Source organism: Rhizobium bangladeshense (genome assembly GCF_017357245.1).
In the GTDB taxonomy this organism is placed as follows: domain Bacteria; phylum Pseudomonadota; class Alphaproteobacteria; order Rhizobiales; family Rhizobiaceae; genus Rhizobium; species Rhizobium bangladeshense.
Genome location: NZ_CP071612.1, coordinates 3,225,487 through 3,248,487 on the forward strand (window position 1 = coordinate 3,225,487; position 23,001 = coordinate 3,248,487).

The 23,001-nt window shown below is 61.8% G+C and carries 23 protein-coding genes; 11 read left to right on the plus strand and 12 right to left on the minus strand.

Going from position 1 to position 23,001, the window contains the following annotated elements; genetic code table 11:
- Positions 1–21: 21 nt before the first annotated feature.
- From xdhA to xdhC, 3 genes are all read left to right on the plus strand, one after another.
- Positions 22–1,485 (plus strand): xanthine dehydrogenase small subunit, encoded by a 1,464-nt coding sequence (gene xdhA / locus J2J98_RS15710; RefSeq protein WP_207601534.1) that lies wholly within the window; start codon positions 22–24, stop codon positions 1,483–1,485.
- A gap of 85 nt (positions 1,486–1,570) precedes the next feature.
- Positions 1,571–3,916, plus strand: coding sequence for a xanthine dehydrogenase molybdopterin binding subunit (gene xdhB, locus J2J98_RS15715; protein ID WP_207601535.1), 2,346 nt, complete (start codon positions 1,571–1,573; stop codon positions 3,914–3,916).
- A gap of 106 nt (positions 3,917–4,022) precedes the next feature.
- Positions 4,023–4,835, plus strand: a complete 813-nt coding sequence (gene xdhC / locus J2J98_RS15720; protein ID WP_207601536.1) for a xanthine dehydrogenase accessory protein XdhC — start codon at positions 4,023–4,025, stop codon at positions 4,833–4,835.
- On the opposite strand, the gene J2J98_RS15725 is transcribed toward xdhC, so the two are convergent.
- Positions 4,811–5,014 carry a hypothetical protein gene (locus J2J98_RS15725; RefSeq protein ID WP_207601537.1) on the minus strand — a complete coding sequence of 68 codons (204 nt, stop codon included), beginning with the start codon at positions 5,012–5,014 and terminating at the stop codon, positions 4,811–4,813. The genes xdhC and J2J98_RS15725 overlap by 25 nt on opposite strands.
- A 101-nt stretch (positions 5,015–5,115) precedes the next feature.
- Here J2J98_RS15725 and J2J98_RS15730 point away from each other — a divergent pair, with 101 nt between their 5' ends.
- Positions 5,116–6,018, plus strand: a complete 903-nt coding sequence (locus J2J98_RS15730; protein ID WP_064705821.1) for a LysR substrate-binding domain-containing protein — start codon at positions 5,116–5,118, stop codon at positions 6,016–6,018.
- A gap of 138 nt (positions 6,019–6,156) precedes the next feature.
- On the opposite strand, the gene J2J98_RS15735 is transcribed toward J2J98_RS15730, so the two are convergent.
- Positions 6,157–6,489, minus strand: a complete 333-nt coding sequence (locus J2J98_RS15735) for a hypothetical protein (protein ID WP_064706152.1) — start codon at positions 6,487–6,489, stop codon at positions 6,157–6,159.
- A 294-nt stretch (positions 6,490–6,783) separates the two neighbouring features.
- Here J2J98_RS15735 and J2J98_RS15740 point away from each other — a divergent pair, with 294 nt between their 5' ends.
- The 3 genes from J2J98_RS15740 to J2J98_RS15750 all read left to right on the plus strand — a co-directional run bounded on the left by J2J98_RS15740 (position 6,784) and on the right by J2J98_RS15750 (position 10,585).
- Positions 6,784–8,022 carry a urate hydroxylase PuuD gene (locus J2J98_RS15740; protein ID WP_207601538.1) on the plus strand — a complete coding sequence of 413 codons (1,239 nt, stop codon included), beginning with the start codon at positions 6,784–6,786 and terminating at the stop codon, positions 8,020–8,022.
- A complete protein-coding gene (gene guaD / locus J2J98_RS15745) occupies positions 8,019–9,326 on the plus strand; it encodes a guanine deaminase (RefSeq protein WP_207601539.1) in 1,308 nt (435 codons plus the stop codon). Before J2J98_RS15740 ends, guaD begins: the two co-directional genes overlap by 4 nt.
- A 116-nt stretch (positions 9,327–9,442) precedes the next feature.
- Positions 9,443–10,585 carry an alpha-hydroxy acid oxidase gene (locus J2J98_RS15750; protein WP_064711441.1) on the plus strand — a complete coding sequence of 381 codons (1,143 nt, stop codon included), beginning with the start codon at positions 9,443–9,445 and terminating at the stop codon, positions 10,583–10,585.
- Between the two features lie 129 nt (positions 10,586–10,714).
- On the opposite strand, the gene J2J98_RS15755 is transcribed toward J2J98_RS15750, so the two are convergent.
- Genes J2J98_RS15755 through J2J98_RS15765 form a run of 3 tightly spaced genes read right to left on the minus strand, consistent with a single transcriptional unit; the run spans position 10,715 to position 14,275 of the window.
- On the minus strand, positions 10,715–11,155 hold the full coding sequence (locus tag J2J98_RS15755; protein WP_207601540.1) for a hypothetical protein: 441 nt from the start codon (positions 11,153–11,155) through the stop codon (positions 10,715–10,717).
- Positions 11,152–12,480, minus strand: coding sequence for a phosphatase PAP2/dual specificity phosphatase family protein (locus J2J98_RS15760; RefSeq protein WP_207601541.1), 1,329 nt, complete (start codon positions 12,478–12,480; stop codon positions 11,152–11,154). The genes J2J98_RS15755 and J2J98_RS15760 overlap by 4 nt, the downstream gene beginning before the upstream one ends.
- Positions 12,481–12,490: 10 nt before the next feature.
- Positions 12,491–14,275 carry a bifunctional alpha/beta hydrolase/class I SAM-dependent methyltransferase gene (locus tag J2J98_RS15765; protein WP_207601542.1) on the minus strand — a complete coding sequence of 595 codons (1,785 nt, stop codon included), beginning with the start codon at positions 14,273–14,275 and terminating at the stop codon, positions 12,491–12,493.
- 200 nt (positions 14,276–14,475) lie between these two features.
- Between J2J98_RS15765 and J2J98_RS15770 the strand changes: the two genes are divergently transcribed.
- From J2J98_RS15770 to J2J98_RS15785, 4 genes are all read left to right on the plus strand, one after another.
- Positions 14,476–15,087 carry a CDP-alcohol phosphatidyltransferase family protein gene (locus J2J98_RS15770; RefSeq protein WP_207601543.1) on the plus strand — a complete coding sequence of 204 codons (612 nt, stop codon included), beginning with the start codon at positions 14,476–14,478 and terminating at the stop codon, positions 15,085–15,087.
- Positions 15,088–15,257: 170 nt separating this feature from the next.
- The gene (locus J2J98_RS15775; RefSeq protein ID WP_207601544.1) at positions 15,258–16,391 is read left to right on the plus strand and encodes a PspA/IM30 family protein; all 1,134 of its coding nucleotides are present in this window, start codon (positions 15,258–15,260) and stop codon (positions 16,389–16,391) included.
- Positions 16,392–16,396: 5 nt separating this feature from the next.
- A complete protein-coding gene (locus tag J2J98_RS15780; protein ID WP_207601545.1) occupies positions 16,397–17,044 on the plus strand; it encodes an OB-fold-containig protein in 648 nt (215 codons plus the stop codon).
- Entirely contained in the window at positions 17,041–18,753 is a 1,713-nt protein-coding gene (locus J2J98_RS15785; RefSeq protein ID WP_207601546.1) for a flotillin family protein, read from the plus strand. Before J2J98_RS15780 ends, J2J98_RS15785 begins: the two co-directional genes overlap by 4 nt.
- A gap of 15 nt (positions 18,754–18,768) precedes the next feature.
- On the opposite strand, the gene J2J98_RS15790 is transcribed toward J2J98_RS15785, so the two are convergent.
- The 7 genes from J2J98_RS15790 to J2J98_RS15820 form a co-directional block, all read right to left on the minus strand.
- On the minus strand, positions 18,769–19,509 hold the full coding sequence (locus J2J98_RS15790; protein WP_207601547.1) for a metallophosphoesterase family protein: 741 nt from the start codon (positions 19,507–19,509) through the stop codon (positions 18,769–18,771).
- Complete coding sequence (gene uraH / locus J2J98_RS15795; RefSeq protein WP_138392956.1) at positions 19,510–19,866, minus strand: hydroxyisourate hydrolase; 357 nt, start codon at positions 19,864–19,866, stop codon at positions 19,510–19,512.
- Positions 19,863–20,384 (minus strand): ureidoglycolate lyase, encoded by a 522-nt coding sequence (locus J2J98_RS15800; RefSeq protein WP_171049169.1) that lies wholly within the window; start codon positions 20,382–20,384, stop codon positions 19,863–19,865. The genes uraH and J2J98_RS15800 overlap by 4 nt, the downstream gene beginning before the upstream one ends.
- On the minus strand, positions 20,368–20,730 hold the full coding sequence (locus J2J98_RS15805; RefSeq protein ID WP_138392954.1) for a HepT-like ribonuclease domain-containing protein: 363 nt from the start codon (positions 20,728–20,730) through the stop codon (positions 20,368–20,370). Before J2J98_RS15805 ends, J2J98_RS15800 begins: the two co-directional genes overlap by 17 nt.
- The gene (uraD, locus tag J2J98_RS15810) at positions 20,727–21,227 is read right to left on the minus strand and encodes a 2-oxo-4-hydroxy-4-carboxy-5-ureidoimidazoline decarboxylase (RefSeq protein WP_138392953.1); all 501 of its coding nucleotides are present in this window, start codon (positions 21,225–21,227) and stop codon (positions 20,727–20,729) included. Before uraD ends, J2J98_RS15805 begins: the two co-directional genes overlap by 4 nt.
- Positions 21,227–22,150: an allantoinase PuuE gene (gene puuE, locus J2J98_RS15815; RefSeq protein WP_207601548.1), complete on the minus strand. Its 924-nt coding sequence runs from the start codon at positions 22,148–22,150 to the stop codon at positions 21,227–21,229. Before puuE ends, uraD begins: the two co-directional genes overlap by 1 nt.
- A 113-nt stretch (positions 22,151–22,263) precedes the next feature.
- A complete protein-coding gene (locus J2J98_RS15820; RefSeq protein WP_138392951.1) occupies positions 22,264–22,971 on the minus strand; it encodes a DUF1045 domain-containing protein in 708 nt (235 codons plus the stop codon).
- Positions 22,972–23,001: the final 30 nt, after the last annotated feature.

Genomic DNA, 23,001 nt, shown 5'->3' on the forward strand with positions numbered 1-23,001 from the left:
GGAAAAACAACCGGGAATATCATGAACGACAGCATTCGCTTCATCCTGAATGGCGAGGACATCGAACTTACCGATATCGGACCGACCGAGACGCTTCTCGATTTTCTGCGGTTGAAGCGGCGCCTCACCGGCACCAAGGAAGGATGCGCCGAAGGCGATTGCGGCGCCTGCACCGTCCTTGTGGGCCGGCTCGTGGACGGCAAGCTCGCCTATGAATCCGTCAATGCCTGCATCCGCTTCATGGGCTCGCTCCACGCCACTCACGTGGTGACGGTCGAGCATCTCGCCGGCCGGGACGGCGCGCTGCATCCGGTGCAGCAGGCGCTGGTCGATTGCCACGGCTCACAATGCGGCTTCTGCACCCCGGGCTTCGTCATGTCACTCTACGGCCTGTGGCTCACCAGGGAAAAACCCGGCCGCCACGAAATTGAAAAGGCGCTGCAAGGCAATCTCTGTCGCTGCACCGGCTACGAACCGATCGTCAAGGCCGCCGAGCAGGTGAGCCTGATGCGGCCGAGCGCGCTGTTCGATCCGCTGGAGCGTACGCGCTCGGAAATCATTGCGCGGCTCTGGGCAATGCAGGCGGGCGGCACCATCCGGATTGCCAATGGCGAAGACCGGTTGATCGTGCCGGCTTCGGTCCAGGCGCTGGCGGAAGTTCTCTCGCAGGAGCCCGACGCGACCGTCGTTGCCGGCGCGACCGATGTCGGCCTTTGGGTGACCAAGCAGATGCGACGGCTGAGCCCGGTCGTTTTCATCAACCATTTGAGCGAATTGCAATCGGTCACCGAAAGCCAGGACGGAGTCACCATCGGCGCCGGCGTCAGCTACACCAGGACCTTCGAAGCGATCGCCCGGAAGATCCCGGCGCTCGGACGGCTGATCGACCGCATCGGCGGCGAGCAGGTGCGCAACATGGGCACGATCGGCGGCAACATCGCCAACGGCTCCCCGATCGGCGACAGTCCGCCGCCCTTGATAGCGCTCGGCGCGACGCTGACGCTGCGCTCCCTCGAAGGCCAGCGCAAAATGCCCCTCGAGGACTTCTTCATCGCCTACGGCAAACAGGACCGTAAGCCCGGCGAATTCGTCGAAAGCATCTTCGTGCCCTATCCCGCGAACAGCCGCTTTGCCGCTTACAAGGTCACCAAGCGCCGCGACGAGGATATCACCGCCGTGCTCGGCGCCTTCCTGCTGACGCTCGACGAGGCCGAGACGGTCACCGACATCCGCATCGCCTTCGGCGGCATGGCGGCGACGCCGAAACGCGCCCGCACCGTCGAGGCCGAACTGATCGGCAAGCCATGGACGGAATCGACGATCGAGGCCGCCCGCGCCGCCTTCGACGCCGACTTCCAGCCGCTCACCGACTGGCGCGCCACGGCGGAATACCGCCAGCTGACGGCGAAGAACCTGCTGATGCGGTTCTATCTTGAGACTGTCGGCGCCCCGGCAGAGCTGAAGCGGTTCGAGGAGGTGGCGTGATGGACACATTGATCGGAACGCCCGGAACGCAAAGCTTCATGGGAATAGCCGCGGTCTCCTCCCCTCCCTCAGGAGGACGCCGCTAATGGACAAGTCCACCTTCGAAGACCGCAAAGTTGTCATCATGGGACCGATGCACGGCCCCGTGCGTCATGATTCCGCGCATAAGCACGTCACCGGCACCGCCGACTATATCGACGATATTCCCGAACCCGCCGGCCTGCTGCACGGCGCCCTCGGCCTCTCCGACCGGGCCCATGCCGAAATCATCGGTATCGATCTTTCCGGGGTCGCAGCCTATCCCGGCGTGATCTGGGTCTTCACCGGCAAGGACGTGCCCGGCGTCAACGACGTCAGCTGCAATGGCAGCCATGACGAGCCGCTGCTGGCCGAAACTTTGGTTCAGTTCCACGGCCAGCCGATCTTTGCCGTCATCGCCGAAACGCGCGAGGCTGCCCGGCGCGCCGCGCGGCTCGCCAAGATCGACTATCGCGACCTGCCGCACTGGAGCGATATCGACGGCGCTCTCGCCAATGGCAGCCCTCTGGTCACGACACCGATGACCCTCCAGCGCGGCGAGCCGGAAACGGAAATGCCGAACGCCGCCATGCGCCTGAGGGGCCGGATGCGCATCGGCGGTCAGGAGCATTTCTACCTCGAAGGCCATATCGCCCTGGCCATTCCCGGCGAGGACGACGAGGTCATCGTCTGGTCCTCGACCCAGCATCCGAGCGAGATCCAGCACATCGTCGGCCACGTGCTCGACATCCCGTCCAACGCCGTCACGGTCAATGTGCGCCGCATGGGCGGTGGCTTCGGCGGCAAGGAAACGCAGGGCAATCAGTTCGCAGCCCTTGCGGCGATCGCCGCCAAGAAGCTCGGCCGCGCCATCAAGTTCCGTCCCGATCGTGATGAGGATATGAGCGCCACCGGCAAACGCCATGATTTCCTTGTCGATTACGAGGTTGGCTTTGACGCCGAAGGCCGTATCCACGCCGTCGATGCGACGTATGCGGCCCGTTGCGGCTTCTCCTCGGATCTCTCGGGCCCTGTGACCGACCGGGCTCTCTTCCATGCCGACTCCAGCTATTTCTACCCGCATGTGCATCTGCAGTCGAAGCCCTTGAAGACGCACACGGTCTCCAACACCGCCTTCCGCGGTTTCGGCGGACCGCAGGGAATGCTCGGCGCCGAGCGCTTCATCGAGGAGATCGCCTACGCCCTCGGCAAGGATCCGCTCGATGTCCGCAAGCTGAATTTCTATGGCCAGCCGGGCTCCGGGCGCACGCTCACCCCCTACCATCAGGAGGTCGAGGACAACATCATCCCCCGCATCGTCGAGGAGTTGGAGGAGACAGCCGACTATCGGGCACGGCGCAACGCCATCATCGCCTTCAATCGCGACAGCCGCTACATTAGAAAAGGCATAGCGTTGACGCCGGTCAAGTTCGGCATCTCCTTCACCATGACCGCCTTCAACCAGGCCGGCGCCCTCGTCCATGTCTATCAGGACGGCTCGATCCACCTGAACCATGGCGGCACCGAAATGGGCCAGGGCCTCTATACCAAGGTGGCGCAGGTGCTGGCCGACAGCTTCCAGGTCGATATGGACAGGGTGAAAATCACCGCGACGACGACGGCCAAGGTACCCAACACCTCGGCCACCGCCGCCTCTTCAGGCTCGGATTTGAACGGCATGGCAGCCTTCGATGCCGCCCGCCAGATCAAGGAACGGCTGGTGGCCTTTGCCGCCGAGAAATGGGAAGTGGCGCCTTCCGAGGTGGTCTTCCTGCCGAACCGGGTGCGCGTCGGCGAGCTTGAGATCCCCTTTCCCGACTTCGTCAAGCAGGCCTATTTCGCCCGCGTCCAGCTGTCGGCCGCCGGCTTCTACAAGACGCCGAAGATCCATTGGGACCGCAAGGCCGGCCGCGGCACGCCCTTCTATTATTTCGCCTATGGCGCCGCCTGCAGCGAAGTCTCGATCGACACGCTGACCGGCGAATATCTGATCGACCGGACCGACATCCTCCACGACGTCGGCCGCTCTTTGAACCCGGCGATCGACCTGGGCCAAGTCGAGGGAGCTTTCGTGCAGGGCTTGGGCTGGCTGACGACGGAGGAGCTCTGGTGGGACGACAAGGGCCGGCTGCGCACCCATGCGCCATCGACCTACAAGATCCCGCTCGCCTCCGACCGCCCGAAAATCTTCAACGTGCGGCTCGCCGAATGGTCGGAGAATGCCGAAGCGACGATCGGCCGTTCCAAGGCCGTCGGCGAACCACCTTTCATGCTGGCGATCTCTGTGCTGGAAGCCCTGTCGATGGCGGTCGCCAGCGTCGCGGATTACAAGGTCTGCCCGAGGCTCGATGCGCCGGCGACGCCGGAACGGGTGCTGATGGCGGTGGAGCGGATGAAGCGGGTGCAGAGATGATATCCTTCGCTTCTATCCTGCAATCGTTCGTACGGAGAGTTTGAGAGCGTAATGCGCTTGAACCAAATCTCGCGGCATGCTCCCAACATCGCAAGGCCCATCTGCGATGACTGATCTTCCCACTTTCCTTGCCGCCAACCCAGAGAGCGTCCTCGTCGACATCACCGGGACGCAAGGCTCCACCCCGCGCGAGGCCGGCGCCTTCATGCTCGTCTCGCCAACCGCGCTCTGGGGCACGATCGGTGGCGGGCAGTTCGAGTTCATGGCGATCGCCAACGCGCGCGGCATGCTTACAGGCATCAGCGGCGTGGCGGAGATGGATATTCCGCTCGGCCCCGAGATCGGTCAGTGCTGCGGCGGGCGCACACAGTTGCGGTTCCGGCGCCTGACGCTGGCGCTGAAAGACGAAATCGAGGCTCGGCTCGCCGGCGAAATCGAGCTTCGGCCCGAGGTCCTTCTCTTCGGCGCTGGCCATGTCGGCCGGGCGCTGGCCTCGGCCCTTGCGCCGCTGCCACTCTCGGTGACGGTCGTCGAAACAAGGCAGGAAGAACTCGCCAACCTGCCCGCCCGGACGAAGGTCCGGCTCGTGCCGATGCCCGAAGCGCTGGTCAAGGATATTCCGGCCGGCGGCGTGATTGTCATCCTGACCCACGACCACGCGCTGGACTTTCTCATCGCCCGCGAAGCACTGGCAAGGACGGATCTCGCCTATACCGGCATGATCGGTTCGGCGACGAAGCGCGCCACCTTCGCGAGCTGGCTTTTGCGCGAAGGCGGCGAGCAGAGCTGGATGAAGCGGCTGACGCTGCCGATCGGCGGCTCCATGGTCAGGGACAAACGTCCTGAAGTCATCGCCGCCATGACCGCCGCCGAAATCCTGGCGGCACTCGCTGCCTACCGCATGCGCTCGTCCTCATAATAGGGATCGCGTCCGTCCAGGAAACCGATATCGCGCTTGACGCGGTCGGGCGTGGCGGAAAGGTCGAGCCGCGGCAAACGGCAGAAGCGGTTGGCGCCACCTGACAACCAGCCGGCAAGGCGCAGGAAAATACTGCTGATCTGTTGCGGCCGGCTCTCTTCGATAGCATGGCAATCCATGACGTCACCTCGTCAGATTGATGGTATGAGTTGAAGTTTGCCGGGAAAAATGCTGCAATTCCAATTGAACGATCGTCTACCTGCATAAAGAGAACTTATCCATGAAACTTTCGAAACAATTTCCGTTGAATGCGCTGCGCGTATTCGAGGCCGCTGCCCGGCTCGGAAGTTTCACCAAGGCTGGCGACGAGCTCGGCATGACGCAGACGGCCGTCAGCTATCAGATCAAGTTGCTGGAGGAGAATGTCGGCGAGCCGCTCTTCCTGCGCCGTCCCCGCCAGATCGCCCTGACCGAACCCGGCGAGCGGCTGGCGCCGAAGGTGACCGAGGCCTTCGCCATGCTGCATGACGCCATGGCGACCGCGCGCGACAGCGTCGAGGGCACGCTTGCCATCAGCTCGACCCACACTTTCGCGTCCAAATGGCTGGCGCCGCGCCTCGGCTCTTTCCACCTGAAGCATCCGGCGATCGCAGTCCGCCTTCAGGCAAGCTCTGACATCATCGATTTCACGCGCGAGCAGATCGATGTCGGCATCCGCTGGGGTGACGGCAACTGGCCGGGGCTGACGCTGCACCGGTTGATGGGACTTGAATTCACCCCGATGCTGAGCCCGAAGCTGGCGGAATCGGCAGGGGGCATCAGGGAGCCGCGCGATCTCCTGAAATTCGATCTCTTCGATGCTGGCGACATCTGGTGGAAACAATGGTTCGAGGCAGCCGGCGTCACAGAGACGGATCTCGACCGGCGGCCGCGTAACCAGCTCGGCTCACAGGCGGTGGAGGCCGACGCTGCGATCGCGGGCCACGGCGTCGCCATCCTCCATCCGGCCTTTTACGCAGCCGAAATCGCGCTTGGCCGGCTCTATCAGCCGTTCGAACTGACCCGCAGCGACGGCAAGGCCTACTGGCTCGCCTACCCTGAAAACCGCCGGAACGTTCCGAAGATCAAGGCGTTCCGCAACTGGATTCTCGAGGAAATGAAGCGGCAGGAAACTAGCGCATAACTCCCGGAAGTGCAGCGGTCGGGATATGGCATGCGAAGACAACGGCATCAAGCGCCTGATCGAACCGGAATGATCGCGACGCGCTGTAAAGCCACATGTATCGGACCCGTCTAGTGGGTCCGATACATGTGGTCGGATTTAATATCCCATCTCCGGCGCATAGAAGCAGCGCGGCGTGTCTTCGTTCGGGAACAGACAGAGATGATAGTCGTTGTCGCCGGACTGCATCGCCTTCGTCATCGGCAGCAAGAAGACGTGAGCATGCGTGACCAGCCGGTGATCACCCGGCAGCAGTGTCACACGATATCCGCTCGGCGTCACCGCCACGCTTTTCGAAGGGATCATCTGGCAGTCACCATTGTGACTGTTGCCATTGCAACAATAGGGGTCATAACTCCACCCCATGGGTGCGTCGTGAGCCGTCGCCAGCGACGCATACGCAATCATCACACACGTCAGAATACTGCGCATCATGAGCGTCTTCTCCGTCGATGAATGCGCCGCCGACGATCTAAGGGTTCCTATTTCCTTCCGGCGGCCTGCAACATAACTGTAACCGAGGCATATTAGTTTCAAGATCCGTTGAATAAGCGGATCGAGTATAAGCCGGAGATATTGCACAGCCTTCTCGGCAGCTTTTAGGCACGGGGACAACAGATCGGCGATCCGCGCCACTATCGACAGCTCCGGCAAAACTCAATCTCCTCTTCCCTCCCCGGCAAAATTTCCGCAATGTCACGAGTCGGAGGAAGATAGGGGAACTCGATGTATGAATATGCCATAGCATGGGAATGGCTCGCCTTCGCGGCGCGCTGGTTCCATGTCGTTACCGCGATCGCCTGGATCGGATCGTCCTTCTATTTCATTGCGCTCGATCTCGGACTGGTGAAACGCCCGCATCTGCCGCCCGGAGCCTATGGCGAGGAATGGCAGGTCCATGGCGGCGGCTTTTATCATATCCAGAAATATCTGGTGGCGCCCGCGCAAATGCCGGAGCACCTGACCTGGTTTAAATATGAGAGCTATTTCACCTGGATCTCCGGCTTCCTCATGCTCTGCATCGTCTATTATGGCGGGGCCGACCTGTTTCTCATCGATCGCCACGTGCTCGATATCAGCGCCCCGGTCGCAATCCTGATTTCGCTGGCGTCGCTGGCCTTTGGCTGGGTCGTCTACGATCTGCTCTGCAGGTCGCCGCTTGGCCGCAACACCTGGGGGCTGATGGCGGTGCTCTATGCCGTGCTGGTCTTCATGGCCTGGGGTTACACGCAGCTTTTCACCGGCCGCGCCGCCTTCCTGCATCTCGGCGCATTCACCGCGACGATCATGTCGGCCAACGTCTTCATGATCATCATCCCGAACCAGAAGATCGTCGTCGCCGATCTGATCGCCGGGCGCACGCCCGATCCGAAATACGGGCAGGTCGCCAAGCAGCGTTCGCTGCACAACAACTATCTGACGCTGCCCGTTATCTTCTTCATGCTGTCGAACCATTATCCACTGGCCTTCGGCACGGCGTTCAACTGGGTGATCGCGGCGCTGGTCTTCCTGATGGGCGTCACCATCCGCCACTGGTTCAACACCACCCATGCCAGGAAAGGCCGGCCAACCTGGACCTGGATCGTCACCGTCATCCTCTTCATGCTGATCATGTGGCTCTCGACGGTGCCGAAGCAGCTGACGGGCGAGACGGATACGGCGGCGGTAACACCCGCCTTTCAGCAATTCGCCGACAATCCGCATTTTCCTGCCGTCAAGCAACTGGTCTCGACACGCTGTTCCATGTGCCACGCCGCCGAGCCCGTCTATGAAGGCGTCGTTCGGCCGCCGAAGGGCGTGGCACTCGAAAACGACGCGGAGATTGCCGCCCATGCCCGCGAAATCTATATACAGGCAGGCCGCAGCCATGCCATGCCGCCCGGCAATGTAACCGATATTACGCCGGACGAACGCAGGCTGCTCATCGCCTGGTTCGAAAGCGCAGTCGAAGGCAAGAAACAATGACGACGACACTTCTGCGCGGCCGCCTGCTTTCCTTTCATCGCGCACCGCTGAGTCTCTCCGACAGCCAGAGTTATCTTTATGAGGAGGACGGCGGCCTTTTGATCGAGGACGGGGTGATCGCCGCAGTGGGCCCGTATGCCGACGTCAAGGCAAGAGCCGCCAAAGACGCGACCGAGATTGATCACCGCCCACATCTGATCATGCCGGGCTTCATCGACATGCATCTGCATTTTCCGCAGATGCAGGTAATCGCCTCTTATGCGGCCAACCTGCTCGAATGGCTGAACACCTATACCTTTCCCGAGGAATGCCGTTTCGTCGAAAGCGCCCATGCCGCAAAGATCGCCACCCACTTCTATGATGAGCTCATCCGCCACGGCACCACGACGGCGGTCGCCTACTGCTCCGTGCACAAGACCTCGGCCGATGCCTTTTTCGCCGAGGCGATGAAGCGCAATATGCGCATGGTCGGCGGCAAGGTGATGATGGACCGCAACGCCCCGCAGGGCCTGCTCGACACGCCCGAGATGGGCTATGACGAGACCCGCCAGGTGATAGCGGACTGGCACGGCAAGGGCCGTAATCATGTCGCCATCACGCCGCGCTTCGCCATCACCTCGACGCCGGCGCAGATGGAGGCGACATCAGCGCTTGCCCGCGAATTTCCCGATCTGCACATCCAGACTCATCTTTCGGAAAATCACGACGAGATCAAATTCACCTGCGAGCTCTATCCGGAGGCGATCGACTATACCGATATTTACGCCCGCTACGGCCTGCTGGGACCCAAAAGCCTGTTTGGCCACGCCATCCACCTGTCCGAACGCGAGGCCGACGTCATGAGCGAGGCGGGCGCCGTCGCCGTTCACTGCCCGACCTCGAACCTCTTCCTCGGTTCCGGTCTGTTCCCGTTGAAGGCGCTGGCGCGGCGCCAGAAGCCGGTCCGTGTCGGCGTCGCCACGGATATCGGCGGCGGCTCCAGCTATTCGATGCTGCGGACCATGGACGAGGCCTATAAGATCCAGCAACTGCTCGGCGAGCGGCTGAACCCGCTGGAAAGCTACTACCTGATGACGCGTGGCAATGCCGAGGCGCTTTCGCTAGCCGACCGGATCGGCACGTTGGGACCCGGCACCGAAGCCGATCTTGTCGTCCTCGATGCGGCTGCGACCCCGGCCATGGCGTTGAAGATGGAAGCCGTGAAGACGCTCCCGGAAGAACTCTTCTTGCTTCAGACGATGGGCGACGACAGAGCCATCGCCGAGACCTACGTGGCCGGCATTGCTTTGAAAGCACGCCTTTGACGATATCGGTTACCCCCGAAAGAGGTAGCGGGAAAGGCCCCAGCATCCGATAACGCTCCTTCTGTAATTCATGTTATCGGCGGTGGTCGCATTCATATGTGAAGAAGGTTCGATTCATGGCCACTCCGCTCACCATTGCCGACCTGAAGAAGCTCGCACGGCGTCGTGTACCGAAGATGTTTTTCGACTATGCGGATTCAGGCGCCTGGACGGAATCGACCTATGCGGCGAATGAAAGCGATTTCGGTGAGATCAAGCTGCGCCAGCGCGTGCTGGTCGACATGAGCAACCGCACGCTCGAAACGACGATGATCGGCCAGAAAGTGTCGATGCCGGTGGCGCTCGCGCCGACCGGCATGACAGGTATGCAGCACGCCGATGGCGAGATGCTGGCGGCGCGCGCTGCAGAGGAATTCGGCGTCCCCTTCACGCTTTCGACAATGAGCATCTGCTCTATCGAGGACGTAGCCTCGGTGACCACGCGACCATTCTGGTTCCAGCTTTACGTGATGAGGGACAAGGATTTCGTCCTCGACCTCATCCGTCGCGCCAAGGCCGTGAAATGCTCGGCGCTGGTGCTGACGGCCGACCTGCAGATCCTCGGCCAGCGCCACAAGGACCTGCGCAACGGCCTCTCGGCACCGCCGAAACTAACTCCGAAACATATCTGGCAGATGGCAACCCGGCCGCTCTGGTGCCTTGATATGCTGAAGACGAAGCGCCGATACTTCGGCAATATCGTCGGCCATGCGAAGAACGTCGCCAATGTCGCCTCCGTGCCCAAGTTTGCACACGAGCAGTTCGACCCGCGGCTCTCCTGGGCGGACGTCGCCTGGATCAAGGAGCAATGGGGCGGTCCGTTGATCATCAAGGGCATTCTCGATCCGGAGGATGCGAAGGCCGCAGCCGACACCGGCGCCGACGCGATCATCGTCTCCAATCACGGTGGCCGCCAACTTGATGGCGCCCCCTCCTCGATCAGCATGCTGCCGAAGATCGTCGATGCCGTCGGCGATCGCATCGAAATCCATCTCGATGGCGGCATCCGCTCCGGCCAGGATGTGCTGAAAGCCGTGGCGCTCGGCGCAAAAGGCACCTATATCGGCCGCCCCTTCCTCTACGGCCTCGGCGCCATGGGCAAGGAAGGCGTCACGCTGGCGCTCGACATCATCCGCAAGGAGATGGACATCACCATGGCCCTCTGCGGCAAGCGCGACATCAACGACATCGACTCCTCGATCATATCAGGGCGGCAATGACTCGCCTCAGAAATTGGCTTCGAGATGCCCCGAGCCAGTCACCAGGCGCTGACGGAAGCCCGTGATGCCGCCTGAAGGACTTGCCAGACACCTGTCGCGAATCTCTGCATCAACCGCCTGCCGTCCTATTCAGCATAGCGGCTGACCATCCGCCGCAATGAACAGAAGGATCGCGAACGTCACGAGACCGATGGCGAGCGCAAAACGCTGTTGCCGGACGATGCGGCGCGATCCGGCAATTCGCGTCTCCAGGCTGGGTGACGTCTTCTCCGGCTTGCGAAGCCGCATCCGGGACAACAGGTCGTCGATGGCGGCAAGACCGGCGGCCTCTGTCTCGTGGCTCGACGCTAGGCGAAACAACAGCGCGTCGAAGAGCAGATGGATCGCCAGCGCAAGGACGATCAGGCAGAAAACGAGCAACAACAGCCAGCCGAGCGATGGAGCGAAGCCTCGATGGCCCGAGGTGATCGGGCCCACGATCAGTGGCAGCAGCGCTGTCAGCCCGCAGGAGATTGAATTGCGGCCGAGACTTCGTGCAGCCGCCAAGGCCGTGGTATTCCACTGCGTCATTGCAAGCTCTCCGTCACGACATGGATGCTTTCAACGGGCAGATGAACACGCCAGCCCGCCCGCTCGATCAGCCGCTGCGCTTCGGCTGGATTTTCGCAACGCCGGCTGATGAGCAGCCAACGCACGATGACGCAGGCGCTCCGCTGGAAGCCGAGCGCACAGCAGACGAGGACCGGCCCCTGTTGGCGCGCAACCTCGATGAGGTTCGCTGCCGCTTGCGTCTGGGTCTCGTCAACGCCGGTAAGATCAAGAGTAGGAAAACTGCACCAGCGCGTTGAGGTCCCGCTCGGGCGCTGCAATTCGCCGGTGATGTCGATCACCGTGGCAAAACGGTCAGCCTCGTGGCGACGCGGAAAACGACCGAGATGGACGCCATCGGCGATCACCACGGACGCCGGCATTTTCCGGGTCCAGAGCCAAACGTTGATGATAGCGCCGAGCCGGTAGGGCGCCAGTAGCCAGCGGCTGGCAAGCGCGATCCGCCCATCGACGCGTTTCTGGAAGATCTGCGGGCCGGCGCCGAAATATCCAGCTGCGACGATCGCCAGTGCGACAGCCGGCCAGAGCAACAGAAGTGCTGCGGCCGATAGAGGAGTGAAGAGCGCTGCAAGGCCGAGAAACGCGGCGGCGCCGCACAGATAGTAGATCCCGAGACGGCGCGACTTTGGATCGCCGCTCAACGCGAAATTCGCAAGAGGGGAACCGGCGTGGCGCGGGAAAAGCCAGGCGGCAAACAGACCGAGCAACACGCCGGTCGGTATGTCCATGACGTGATGCTGCCACGTCGTCATGACCGAGGCGCCGATAAGGAAGCACCAGAAGTGCCAGACGAGCCGGGCCCTCTTCGGCAGCCGGCCGCGCAGATGGTCCCAGATCACCACCAGCAGCGCGATATGCAGCGACGGCGCCTGGTTGAACGGCTTATCGAAGCCGCCGAGGACGGCGAACATGAAACCGGGCAGACCGCTCGTTGCCGGCCGTACAAAGGTTGCTTCGAGCGGAAACGCGATAAAACAGGCGACCGCGATCAACTGGATCGTCAAATAGCGCCTCGCGAGTAGATCCACCTCGCGCGGCGTCGTATTGATGAACAGGCAGAGCGCGTAGAACAGATTGATCGACCAATACGGAATGATGGTCCATGCAAGGAACGGAATGGCGCTTTCCCATGCAAAGGCGATGTTCGGCACATGGGCGCGTTGCGATGCCAGCCAATTGGCGCCGCCATAACTCAGATAGAAGAACGGCGCCAGGAAGACGAGCCAGAGTGCCGCCCGCTTCAGGACCGGCGCTGCCTGCGAAAGAGTAGAATGTGCCTGCCCCAACGCTTTGCCCTCAGACCCTCTCCGCCAGCGAGACGGTGAAAATGCCCCACTGGTCGATGCGCTGTTCGATCTTGCGGAACCCGGCAGCGGCGACCAACTGGTCCATTTCTCCTTGCGTCCGCCGCCGCATCACCCACGCCTGACCGCCCCGGTGCGAGGTCAGTGCGCGGGCGATCATCTCCAGTTGTGGATGCCATGGCTGGTTGGTATAGACGAGCAGACCGCCGGGTTGCATCGCACGCGCGATCCCGTCGAGCGACGCGGCGATCATCTGATTGTCGGAGAACAGCTCATAAAGGCCGGAGACAATCGCTAGATCTGGAGCCGGCGTGATTGCGGCCAGCCCCTCGCCGTCAAACGCATCCTGCTGGCGGAAGCTCACGAAATCACCCAGTCCACGCGCGGCGATGCTGTTGCGGCCGGCCTCGACATTGATCGGCGAATAATCCTGCAACCGCACACTATCGGGACGCACCGCAGCCGTCTCGATCGCATCGAGGACATAACGACCGTGCCCGGCCGCTATGTCGAGCATGTGGGTACTGCGGCCGGCGGCTTTCAGGCGCTGCAGCCCGTGGTGGATCAGTTCCTGCAAGTGCAGCTTGCGCTGCCGGATGCCGCGCCAGCCGATCGCTTCGAGGAACACCTTGTCGATCAACCGCCCGCCGGGGCCGAGCCCGCGCGGCTTGTTCTCGTAGACGTAATCGAGCGTCGAACCGGAATCAAAACCGGTCTTGACTCCGGTCTTTATGCCTTCGGACACTAGCGCGCCGAGCCTGATATTGAGACGGCTGAGCGCCCAGTAGATGCCGCGTGGGGATGTGGCGTCCAGAGGGCTCGCGAGCCGGTCGGCCTCGTCCTTGGTATAGGACTGGATATGAGCGGTGCGAAGGTCGGCAGGCGCCCGGGGCTCGGCGAAACGTGCAGCGATAAAACGGCGAACCTCGGCGAGCGCAATCGCGCGGTCCCTTTCGCCAAGCGTGTCATGGTAGAAGCCGGCGAGCACATGCCGTTCCTTGATGCGGCTGCCGAGGTTTTCATAAAACCGGTGCTGCGGCGCGTGTCGCACCACCCAGTCGCTGCCGGAGATCAGCAGCTGGGTCGGAACGGTGATGGCGCGGGCGTCATCGACGACGCGGGCTGCCGCCTCATAGAGCTGTAACAGTATGTTGGAGGCAATCGGCCTAGATATCAATGGGTCGGATTCGAACGAGGCGATCCGCTCGGGATCATGCGTGAGAAACCTCGCCTTGACATAGGAATTGACGAAGAATGTCCCCTTGAGCTTTTCCCAGAGCGCAATGCCTTCTTTGGCAAAGGGCACGTAGAGCTTGACGCTGAAGGCCGGTGAGGCCAGCACGAGGGCACGGATCGGCGGCGCATAGTCGTGCACCCAGGTGCTGGCAAGGACCGCACCAACGCTCTGCGCAATGACGGCGATGTCTTCGGCCGCGATACCGCTGGTCTCGCTGACATGACGGACGAAGCAATCGAGATCACGCGCCGAGGCAGCAAAGGATGGCGAATAGCCGCGCTCTCCCGGTGAACGCCCGTGGCCGCGTGCGTCCCAGGCGTAGAAGGCAAAATCGTCGAGGCCGAGTTCGGTCGCGAGATGCGCGACGCGGCCGCTATGCTCGTGGCCGCGATGGAGAAGAATGATTGCGCCCTTCGGTGCAGCGCCGATCGCAGGCCATGTCCGATAAAAGAGTCGAGTGCCGTCATGCGATACAAATTCGGATTCACGCACTGGTCTGGCCGTCAAGGACGGTTGCACGCTATCGGCAGTTTGCAGCACGGTCTTCTCCAATTCTGATGGGTGGATGAATTGCAACCAATGGCGGAACAGTGATTTGAATTTATTGCAGAAGTCTAGTCGCAAATGTAAGTCTTATGCGAGAACCGACAGGAAGTATGGGTTTCTTCGCAAGCACAACGATCTGCACCGTCCGAGCTAGGATTGACTTTTCCAATTCCGCGAAATTCCACTGAGGTAGCATGTCCGTTTATCAATTGAAGTCCCGATTTCAGAATATTCTCCGCCCTCTGGTGCGATCCCTCGCGGCGCGAGGCGTCACGGCCAATCAGGTGACTTCAGTTGCCGCTGCTGTCTCGGTTCTACTTGGCCTTTTTCTGATCGTCGCCCCAATTCCGCATTGGTTCCTGCTGGTGCCTGTATGGTTTCTCCTGCGCATGGGGCTCAATGCCATCGACGGCATGCTCGCGCGCGAACATGGGCAGAAGAGTATTTTAGGCGCGTATCTGAACGAAATCGGTGACGTCGTCTCGGATGTCGCCCTGTATTTGCCTTTCGCGCTCATCGATCCGAACGGCATCATGCTGGCAGTGGCCGTCATATTCCTCTCGGCGCTGACGGAATTTGCCGGGATTTTGGGTCAAACCGTTGGCGCAAGTCGGCGGTACGACGGGCCATTGGGCAAGAGCGACCGTGCGGTGCTTTTCGGCGCGCTCGGCATCTTCATCGCGGTTGGCGGCAGGTTTGCAGCATGGACTTCGTGGCTTTGGGCAGTAGTGGCTCTGCTTCTCGTATGGACTATCATAAACCGGATCAGCGCCGGCATTCGCGAGGCGCATACGGTCGCCCGATAGGGAGCGGGGCCGATCGACTTTAGCCACCGCAACGCGATGCGGAGACTGTGTAGAACGCTGCCTCTAACCGCTTGCCTAGCGGTTCGTCTGCTTTAACTTCACGTTAAACTTCCGCTGGGTTTTTTATGCCCCCACTTGAAAGCACAAAAGCGGTGCTTTATTTTCTTCCCATGACGTACACAGGCAAGACACCGCACCAATCGCTGCTGCGCTACATGCTGGCGCCTGATGATCAGGCCCGGCAGGCGCTTGACGATACCATTGCCGCCTATCGCAGGATGATCGACATTCTGACTGAACTCATCGACGACAGGGCGGGCGCCAATCTCGTCGTGCTGCATGAGCTTGCTTATGAAACAGTACGCGAGCAGACGGGGCTCCCGGCGAGGCTGGTGACGCTCGGCCTTCGCGATTTCGCAACCAATCGCGGCATGATCGCCGACCCACCGCAACTGCCGCTCGACGAGAAGCTCTTCGCCATTAAGGGGCCAGCCGACCTGACGATCGCGACGGTGCACGGACGCGTTGCCGTCCCCTTCGACGTCGCTGGTTACTCGAAGGGATGGGACAGCATTTTTCCGGCCTACCTCGTTGCTGGCCCCGATCGCTACGAAATCCACATCGGCGTCACGCCGAATTCCGCTCGGATGGAGGAAAACATGACGAATGAAGGCATTCTTTCACGCATGGGGCGCCTGATCGCGGGGATCGCCAATGCGGCTATCGACAAGGCGGAAGGCGTCAACAAGATCGCCGTCATCGAACAAGCAATCCGCGAGATCGATGCGGCGGCGGAGGAAGCACGCACCGACCTTGGCAAGGCGCGCGCAGAGGAATACCGCATCCAAAGCCGCCGGGACGAAATCGCCGAAGACATGAACGCGCTCGATGAGAAGATCCGCCTCGCAGTCTCCTCCGGGCGCGACGACCTCGCAAAAGCCGGTGTCGCCCGCCAGATCGATCTCGAATCCCAGATCGCCGCGCTCGACAAGGCGCTGGCCGACGCCAGGGAGCAGGTGGACGACGGCCAGAAAGCCCTGCAGGCGGTGCTGGCCACGCGCCGCGAGGCGGATGCCCGCCTTGTCGATTTCAAGCGCAGCATCGCCAAGCATCCCGAAGAGGCCCTGGCCGGCAGGCCCGCACCTGGCGTAGGCGCAGCCCGCGCCGCCGCGGCGGTCTCGCGGCTGACCGGCGTCCCCTCAGCCGAACATGCCCATAGTTCCGAACTGGACGAACTCGACCGATTGCACCGTGAGCAGGCTATCGAGGCGCGCCTCGCGCGCTTCAAGGCCGATAACCGGTAACGCCGATGGGACTTCTTCTCGCCCCCGAATGCCTTCCCTTCGCAATCGCCGCCGCCGTGCTGGCCGGCCTGACCGTCATCGAGATGCTCGCGACCGTGATGGGTTTTTCGATCACGGAGCTTCTCGGAAAACCGGATTTCAACGGGCATGACGGCATTGCGGGCTACCTCTCCTGGCTCAATGTTGGCGGCGTTCCCCTGCTTATTCTCCTGATGATGGCGCTCGGCTTCTTCGCCATTGCGGGTTTTGCCATACAGGCGGTCGCCGGCGCCTTCTGGGCGCCGCTGCCCGCGGGCCTCGCCGCCGTTCCCGCTGTACTGGTCACCTTCCCCATGGTCAGGGCATCGAGCCGGACGGTGGCGCGGATCGTGCCGCATGATGAGACCTATGCCGTCGATCTCGACACGTTCATCGGCCGAACGGCTGAAGTGTCGATTGGCCCGCTCGATCAGGGATTGCCCGGACGCGTCCGGATCAAGGACCAGCATGGAAACTGGCATGTGCTCAGAGCCAGGGCGGCAAAGGGCCAGGAAGCGCTGAAGATCGGCACCGAGGTTCTTCTCGTCGATCGTAAGGCAGACGTGTTTATCGCCATTCCCGCACTGGTCGATCCGACCGCAGCGGACAATCAATCTTTGAGGGGGCAGCCATGATGTACGACATTATTCTACCGGCCGGCATTACCATCGTTCTGATTTTCGGCATCGGCTTCGTCCTTGCCTCTCTCTATACGCGCTCCAGCCGCGACGAGGCCTATGTCCGCACCGGCCTCGGCGGCCAGAAAGTCGTGCTCGATGGCGGCTCCGTCGTTCTGCCGATCTTTCACTCCATCGCCCGGGTCAATCTGAAAACGCTGCGCCTCGAGGTTCGTCGCGGCGAAGGCGATGCGTTGATTACCAAGGACCGTATGCGCGTCGATATAGGCGCCGAATTCTATGTACGCGTCAAACCCGACGGCTCCTCGATTGCGCTGGCCGCGCAGACGCTCGGCGACCGCACCAATGATGCGGAAGCGCTTCGCATCCTGATCGAGGCGAAATTCGTGGACGGCCTTCGTTCCGTGGCAGCGACCATGAATCTCGATGCTCTGCAGGAGCAGCGAATGGACTTCGTCAAGGCGGTGCAGGAAGCCGTCGGCGCCGATCTCCAGTCGAACGGCCTCGAGCTCGAATCCGTGTCACTGACACGCCTAGACCAGACGGATATCAAGCATTTCAACGCCAACAACTTCTTCGATGCGCAAGGTCTCGCTGCGCTCACCCGCATTACCGAGGGCCGCAAGAAGGAGCGCAACGAGATCGTCCGCGATACTGAAGTCGCCATCGCCCAGAAGGATCTGGAGGCCCGCCAGCAATCGCTGGCAATCGAGCGGACCAAGCGGGAAGCCGAGCTCAACCAGGAACGCGACATCGCCAACAAATCCGCGGCGACACGCGCCGAAACCGCTCAGCAGGAGCAGGCGGCTAAACGCGCCGAGGAGGAAGCCCGCATCGCCTCCGAACAGGCTATCGCCGAGCGCGAGGCCGCCGCCAAGCAGGCCCGCGAGAGCGCAAACATCGACGCCGCCCGCGCCGTCCAGCAGCGCGATACCGAAGCCAAGCGCGACCTTCAGATCGTGGCACAGGAAAGCGCGATTGCCGTTGCTAACAAAAGTCGTGAAGAATCAGAGGCGAAGGCGACCGCCGAAATGGCCCGCGCCCGGGCGATTGCGGCGGAGGAAAAGGTCGGCACCGCCAAGGCAGTGGAGATTGCCGAGCGTGAAAAGCAGATCGCCGTGATCGATGCCCGCAAGAGGGCCGAAACCGAAGCGACTGCCGTCACCGTCGGCGCGGAGGCTGAAAAACAAGCGGCGACTGACCAGGCGGAGGCGATCAAGACTCTGGCGACCGCCGAAGCGGACGCGGCGATCATCAAAGCCAAAGGCATCCTCGAAACCGGCCGGGCCCAAGCTGAAAGCGAGGCGCTTCTCAACGAGGCCCGCAACAAGCTCAGTCAGACCATCATCGAGTTCGAGATCACCCGCGAACGTATCCGCATCATTCCTGAGGCACTCGCTGAGGCGGTCAAGCCGATCGAGAAGATCTCCGACATCCGGATCTTCGATACCGGCGGCATGCTCGGCCGCGGCGGTGCGAACGGCGAAGGCGGCATCGGCATGGGCGAAGGGCTGGCCGGTCAGCTGCTCGCATATCAGGCCAACAAGCCGATCCTCGACAAGCTGTTGAAGGAAGCGGGCTTCGAAGGCGACAACGCGATCTCGTCGCTGCTTAGCAATCTCGACAGCCCCAAGCCTGCCTCAGCACCCGCCGCGCCCGCGACATCTCCGCAGCCAGCTATCGCTGCGGCGCCCCCGAAGGAGTAATCGGATCCCCAGCGGCTACCGCAACCAGCCGGTCGCCAGCGCGCTCTGCCAGTCGGCACGGCCCCTTTTGGCGGCCAGTGCCGACATCGCCATATGATCATAGGCGACATGTCTGAACTGCCATGTCCATGCCGCGGCCGTCTTTTCCAATATGGCGTAGCTGGCCAGCGGGTGGGCGGCTTCGACCTTGTGATAGTAGGGCAGCACGTCGTCATAGGCAGGGCAGCCGACGCTGCCGGGATTGACGATCAGGCGGCCGTCCGAGAGTCGAACGGCGCGAGGCACATGGCTGTGGCCGCACAGGATCAGCGGCTGATCGATGCCTTCGGCCAGCGCCTCGATGGCTTCGATTGGCTTCGGAAAGACATGCCCCTCTGGCGAGACGGACTCCAGCCAGTAGAGATTGTCGTCTTTCGGCGTCGCATGGCAGAGATAGGCCTCGCCTTGATAGACGGCATCGAACGGCAGACCCCGCAGCCACTCGAGATGAGACGGTGTCAGTTGCCGGTAGGCGGCGGCATCCGAGACATGCATGGAGTCCGGATCCTGCTCGATCAGATAGCGATCGTGATTGCCGCGAACGGAAGTAAACCCGAGCGGTATCAGCATATCAGCCGTCCGGCCTGCCTCCAGCGGCCCGCTGAAAAAGTCGCCGAGGTTGACGACTTCCTCGATGCCCTGCGCCTGAATATCCGCAAGCACCGCCTCGAACGCAAGATGGTTGCCGTGAATATCGGCGATCGCCGCGAAACGCATCTAACTGCCCCGGTAAGTGGAATAGCCGTAGGGCGAGATCAGTAGCGGTACATGGTAATGCGCCGTGACGTCGGCGATGCCGAAGCGGATCGGCACGAGATCGAGGAAGGCCGGATGCGGCAGCGGCGTACCGGTGGCCCTGAGATAATCGCCGGCGTGGAAGACGAGTTCATAGGTGCCGGCGCGGAAATCTTCGCCAGCGAGCATGGGGCCGCCATCGACCCGGCCGTCCGCATTGGTCTCGACCGTCTTCAGATGTCTGCGGATCTCGCCGTCGAGCTGGAAAAGATCGATCCTGAGGCCCTCGGCGGGCTTGCCAAGGGCGGTGTCGAGAACATGTGTCGTCAATCCGGTCATGGGGCTGGCTCTTTGATGACATACGGGATTTCGAAGAAGAATTCCTCCAGATTATTGCCAGGCCCGTCGCGGTCGACGACCAGGAAATCGGAGGCCTGGCCCAGCGCCATCAGCGGATGATGCCAGACATTGCGGCGGTAGTTCACCCCCTGGTCCCCGCGTGCGAGAAACACCTGCGGCTTGCTCGGACGTCCGCCCTCGTCCTCGGAGACGACGACGAGGAAGGGCCGGCCGGAAATCGGCGAGAAACTCTGACTGCCGAGCGGATGGCGCTCCATCATGTCGACGTCATAGGGGAAGCTGCGCGGCCGGCCGCGAAAGAGATTGATGATGACGCGCGCGCCCTCGCCCGACGCCTCAGCCGCAGCCAGTGCATGGAAGCGTTCGGTCGTGCCGCCGTTGATGAGCCGCATCGAGGCTGGATCGGCTTCGATCACCTCGCCGAAAGGGGCGAAGGCCGATCTGGTAAGCGGGCGGATGTCGAGAAAATCTGACAATGTTTCACTCGCCCTCGGCATGCCAGTGACGAATGGCATCGATCTCAACGAGAAGTTCCGGCAGCGTACGATAGGTTGCATCCCAGATTTCGGAGGGATCGAGGGCGAAGACGTCTTCGAGAATGCGGTTGCCCGTTCCGCAGATTTTCGTCCATGGCAGAGTGGGATGCTCGGTTGCGAATTCCGGATGGGCTACGAGCAGTCGGGACGCAGCCGCGCCGATGGTGAAATGGCAGAAGGCAACCGCCTTGAAGGTGAGATTGTCCTCGGCGAAGGCCGCCTCATCCATTCCGCCCACGAAGTATAACGCTTCGGCCGCCGCCTTCTGCATTTCATTGAGATAGTCGATAGCACGATGCTCGCTCATTTGCCCTCCGGCAACATCGATGTCAGGCGCAGCAGCGCGATCCGTTCGACCTGTGTCGTGGCGGTCGCGAGTTCCTCATCCAGGCCATTGCCGATCCGCGTTTCGAAAGCCGAAAGGATGTCGTCCTTGTCGAGCCCTTTGACGGCGATGATAAAGGGAAAGCCGAATTTTCTCACATAGGCCGCATTGAGTTCGGTGAAACGGGCATGCTCGGCCGGGCTCAGCCGATCGAGACCGGCGCCGGCCTGCTCCTTCCGGCTGTCTTCCGTGAGTTCACCTGCTATCGCCAGACGGCCGGCAAGATCGGGATGGGCGCGCAACACGCCGAGACGCTCCTCCCGGCTTGCCGCACGAAAGGCGGCGGCTAGCGCTGCATGCAGGCCTGATGCCGTCAGCGGCTCCGTCACGCTGCCCGCGTCATAGGCCCGCTCGGCGATGAAGGGCGAATGTTCGAAGACGCCGCCGAAGCGGGAAACGAAATCCTCGCGCGACAGCATTAGAGCGCATCCGGCTGATGGTGCTTGTGCCAGTGCTCGGCAATCTCGATGCGGCGCGGGATCCAGACCTTGTCATGCTTGAGTACATATTCGATGAAACGCTTCAGAGCGGCTGCCCGGCCCGGACGCCCGACAAGGCGGCAGTGCAGGCCGACCGACATCATCTTCGGGCTGCCGTCCTTGCCTTCCTCATAAAGCGTGTCGAAAGCGTCCTTCAGATAGGTGAAGAACTGGTCGCCGGCATTGAAACCCTGCGGTGTGGCAAAACGCATGTCGTTGGTTTCGAGCGTATAGGGGATGATCAGGAAGGGCTTCCCGTCGACGCCCTTGACCCAGTAAGGCAGGTCGTCGGCATAGGAATCGGAGGAATAGAGGAAGCCGCCCTCTTCCTGCACCAGTCGCAGCGTGTTGTCGGATGGCTTGCCCTGATACATGCCGTAGGGCCGCTCGCCTGTCAGTTCGGTGTGCAGGCGCACGGCCTCGAGAATGTGCTTGCGCTCCAGATCCTCGGGAAAATCCTTGTATTCCAGCCAGCGGTAGCCATGGCTGGCGATCTCCCAACCGGCCTCCTTCATGGCGGAGACGGCTTCGGGATTGCGCGCCATCGCCAGCGTCACGCCATAGACGGTGGCCTGCACCTTGAGACCGGTGAACATGCGCCAGAGCCGCCAGAAGCCGGCGCGCGAACCATATTCGTAGATCGATTCCATGTTGAGATTGCGCTGCCCCGGCCAGGCGGCCGCGCCGACGATTTCCGACAGCAGGTTTTCGGAAGCCGGATCGCCTTCGAGGATGCAGCTCTCGCCGCCCTCCTCGTAATTGATGACGAACTGCACGGCGACGTGAGCGTCGCCCGGCCACTTCGGATCGGGCGTCTGACGCCCGTAGCCGACGAGATTGCGCGGGTAGGTCTCGGATACCATCAAATCACCTTCTGAAAAGACGGGGAACGGTATCATCCGCAGCCGGAATGTCGAGACGGAAACTGCGCAGCAGAATTTCTATATGTTTTACAGTCGCTTAGCTTGATACCTGCTCAGGCGATCCTGCGCGCGCTGACCTTGCCCATGGGGTGGAGCGAGTGAACGCGGAAGGGACCGCCGGTGCCCTCCTCGATCATCAAAGCCACATTCGAAACCGTCACCGGCTCTCTCAAGACAGGCTCGAAGATCGTCCGCAGCACCAGCTCGATGCGGGGCATGTCAATCGCATTGATGGGGCCAGTCACCGGCATATGGAAGCGGAACTCCTCCATCACGTAAGGATTGCCCCAACGATGCAGATTGGCGAATTGCGCCGCCGACAACCCGTCGGGATCGCTGCGTTCGATGTCGGCTTCACTCAGCGGCGCCCGGAAACGATCGAACTCCTGAACGATCGCCGAAGCCAGATACTGGATCTGCTCACAGGGAGCGCTCGGCATCAGGCTGTAGAAATTGCCGAGCCGGGCGATTTCCAGATGTGGAATCCGGAAGGGGGCGTATGTCCCCGCAAAACGCATAAGATCGCGCAGGAGTTGCGCCTCCGACGTCTCAGCGGACAGGTGGAAAGGCGCCTTTAGAACGCCGTGAAAACCATAGCGCCGCGGCACGGCGGTATAAAAGGCGATCTCATGAATGCCGAGGCCGCGCACGGCCGGAGGCTCCACCATATCGCCCGAAAACACGTTTCGGCCAAGCCAATTGGCGGCCACGAGCGACAGCCGATCGCTCGCCGGAGGCGTGAAGCAAATGGCATAGCGCATGCGATTTCCTCCATACAAGGAAGTGAGCAC

Excerpts from the sequence above, each read along its gene's own strand:
- xdhA (WP_207601534.1), top strand. The coding sequence starts at position 22 with ATGAACGACAGCATTCGCTTCATCCTGAATGGCGAGGACATCGAACTT.
- xdhB (WP_207601535.1), top strand. The coding sequence starts at position 1,571 with ATGGACAAGTCCACCTTCGAAGACCGCAAAGTTGTCATCATGGGACCG.
- xdhC (WP_207601536.1), top strand. The coding sequence starts at position 4,023 with ATGACTGATCTTCCCACTTTCCTTGCCGCCAACCCAGAGAGCGTCCTC.
- J2J98_RS15725 (WP_207601537.1), bottom strand. The coding sequence starts at position 5,014 with ATGGATTGCCATGCTATCGAAGAGAGCCGGCCGCAACAGATCAGCAGT.
- J2J98_RS15730 (WP_064705821.1), top strand. The coding sequence starts at position 5,116 with ATGAAACTTTCGAAACAATTTCCGTTGAATGCGCTGCGCGTATTCGAG.
- J2J98_RS15735 (WP_064706152.1), bottom strand. The coding sequence starts at position 6,489 with ATGCGCAGTATTCTGACGTGTGTGATGATTGCGTATGCGTCGCTGGCG.
- J2J98_RS15740 (WP_207601538.1), top strand. The coding sequence starts at position 6,784 with ATGTATGAATATGCCATAGCATGGGAATGGCTCGCCTTCGCGGCGCGC.
- guaD (WP_207601539.1), top strand. The coding sequence starts at position 8,019 with ATGACGACGACACTTCTGCGCGGCCGCCTGCTTTCCTTTCATCGCGCA.
- J2J98_RS15750 (WP_064711441.1), top strand. The coding sequence starts at position 9,443 with ATGGCCACTCCGCTCACCATTGCCGACCTGAAGAAGCTCGCACGGCGT.
- J2J98_RS15755 (WP_207601540.1), bottom strand. The coding sequence starts at position 11,155 with ATGACGCAGTGGAATACCACGGCCTTGGCGGCTGCACGAAGTCTCGGC.
- J2J98_RS15770 (WP_207601543.1), top strand. The coding sequence starts at position 14,476 with ATGTCCGTTTATCAATTGAAGTCCCGATTTCAGAATATTCTCCGCCCT.
- J2J98_RS15775 (WP_207601544.1), top strand. The coding sequence starts at position 15,258 with ATGACGTACACAGGCAAGACACCGCACCAATCGCTGCTGCGCTACATG.
- J2J98_RS15780 (WP_207601545.1), top strand. The coding sequence starts at position 16,397 with ATGGGACTTCTTCTCGCCCCCGAATGCCTTCCCTTCGCAATCGCCGCC.
- J2J98_RS15785 (WP_207601546.1), top strand. The coding sequence starts at position 17,041 with ATGATGTACGACATTATTCTACCGGCCGGCATTACCATCGTTCTGATT.
- J2J98_RS15790 (WP_207601547.1), bottom strand. The coding sequence starts at position 19,509 with ATGCGTTTCGCGGCGATCGCCGATATTCACGGCAACCATCTTGCGTTC.
- uraH (WP_138392956.1), bottom strand. The coding sequence starts at position 19,866 with ATGACCGGATTGACGACACATGTTCTCGACACCGCCCTTGGCAAGCCC.
- J2J98_RS15800 (WP_171049169.1), bottom strand. The coding sequence starts at position 20,384 with ATGCCGAGGGCGAGTGAAACATTGTCAGATTTTCTCGACATCCGCCCG.
- J2J98_RS15805 (WP_138392954.1), bottom strand. The coding sequence starts at position 20,730 with ATGAGCGAGCATCGTGCTATCGACTATCTCAATGAAATGCAGAAGGCG.
- uraD (WP_138392953.1), bottom strand. The coding sequence starts at position 21,227 with ATGCTGTCGCGCGAGGATTTCGTTTCCCGCTTCGGCGGCGTCTTCGAA.
- puuE (WP_207601548.1), bottom strand. The coding sequence starts at position 22,150 with ATGGTATCCGAGACCTACCCGCGCAATCTCGTCGGCTACGGGCGTCAG.
- J2J98_RS15820 (WP_138392951.1), bottom strand. The coding sequence starts at position 22,971 with ATGCGCTATGCCATTTGCTTCACGCCTCCGGCGAGCGATCGGCTGTCG.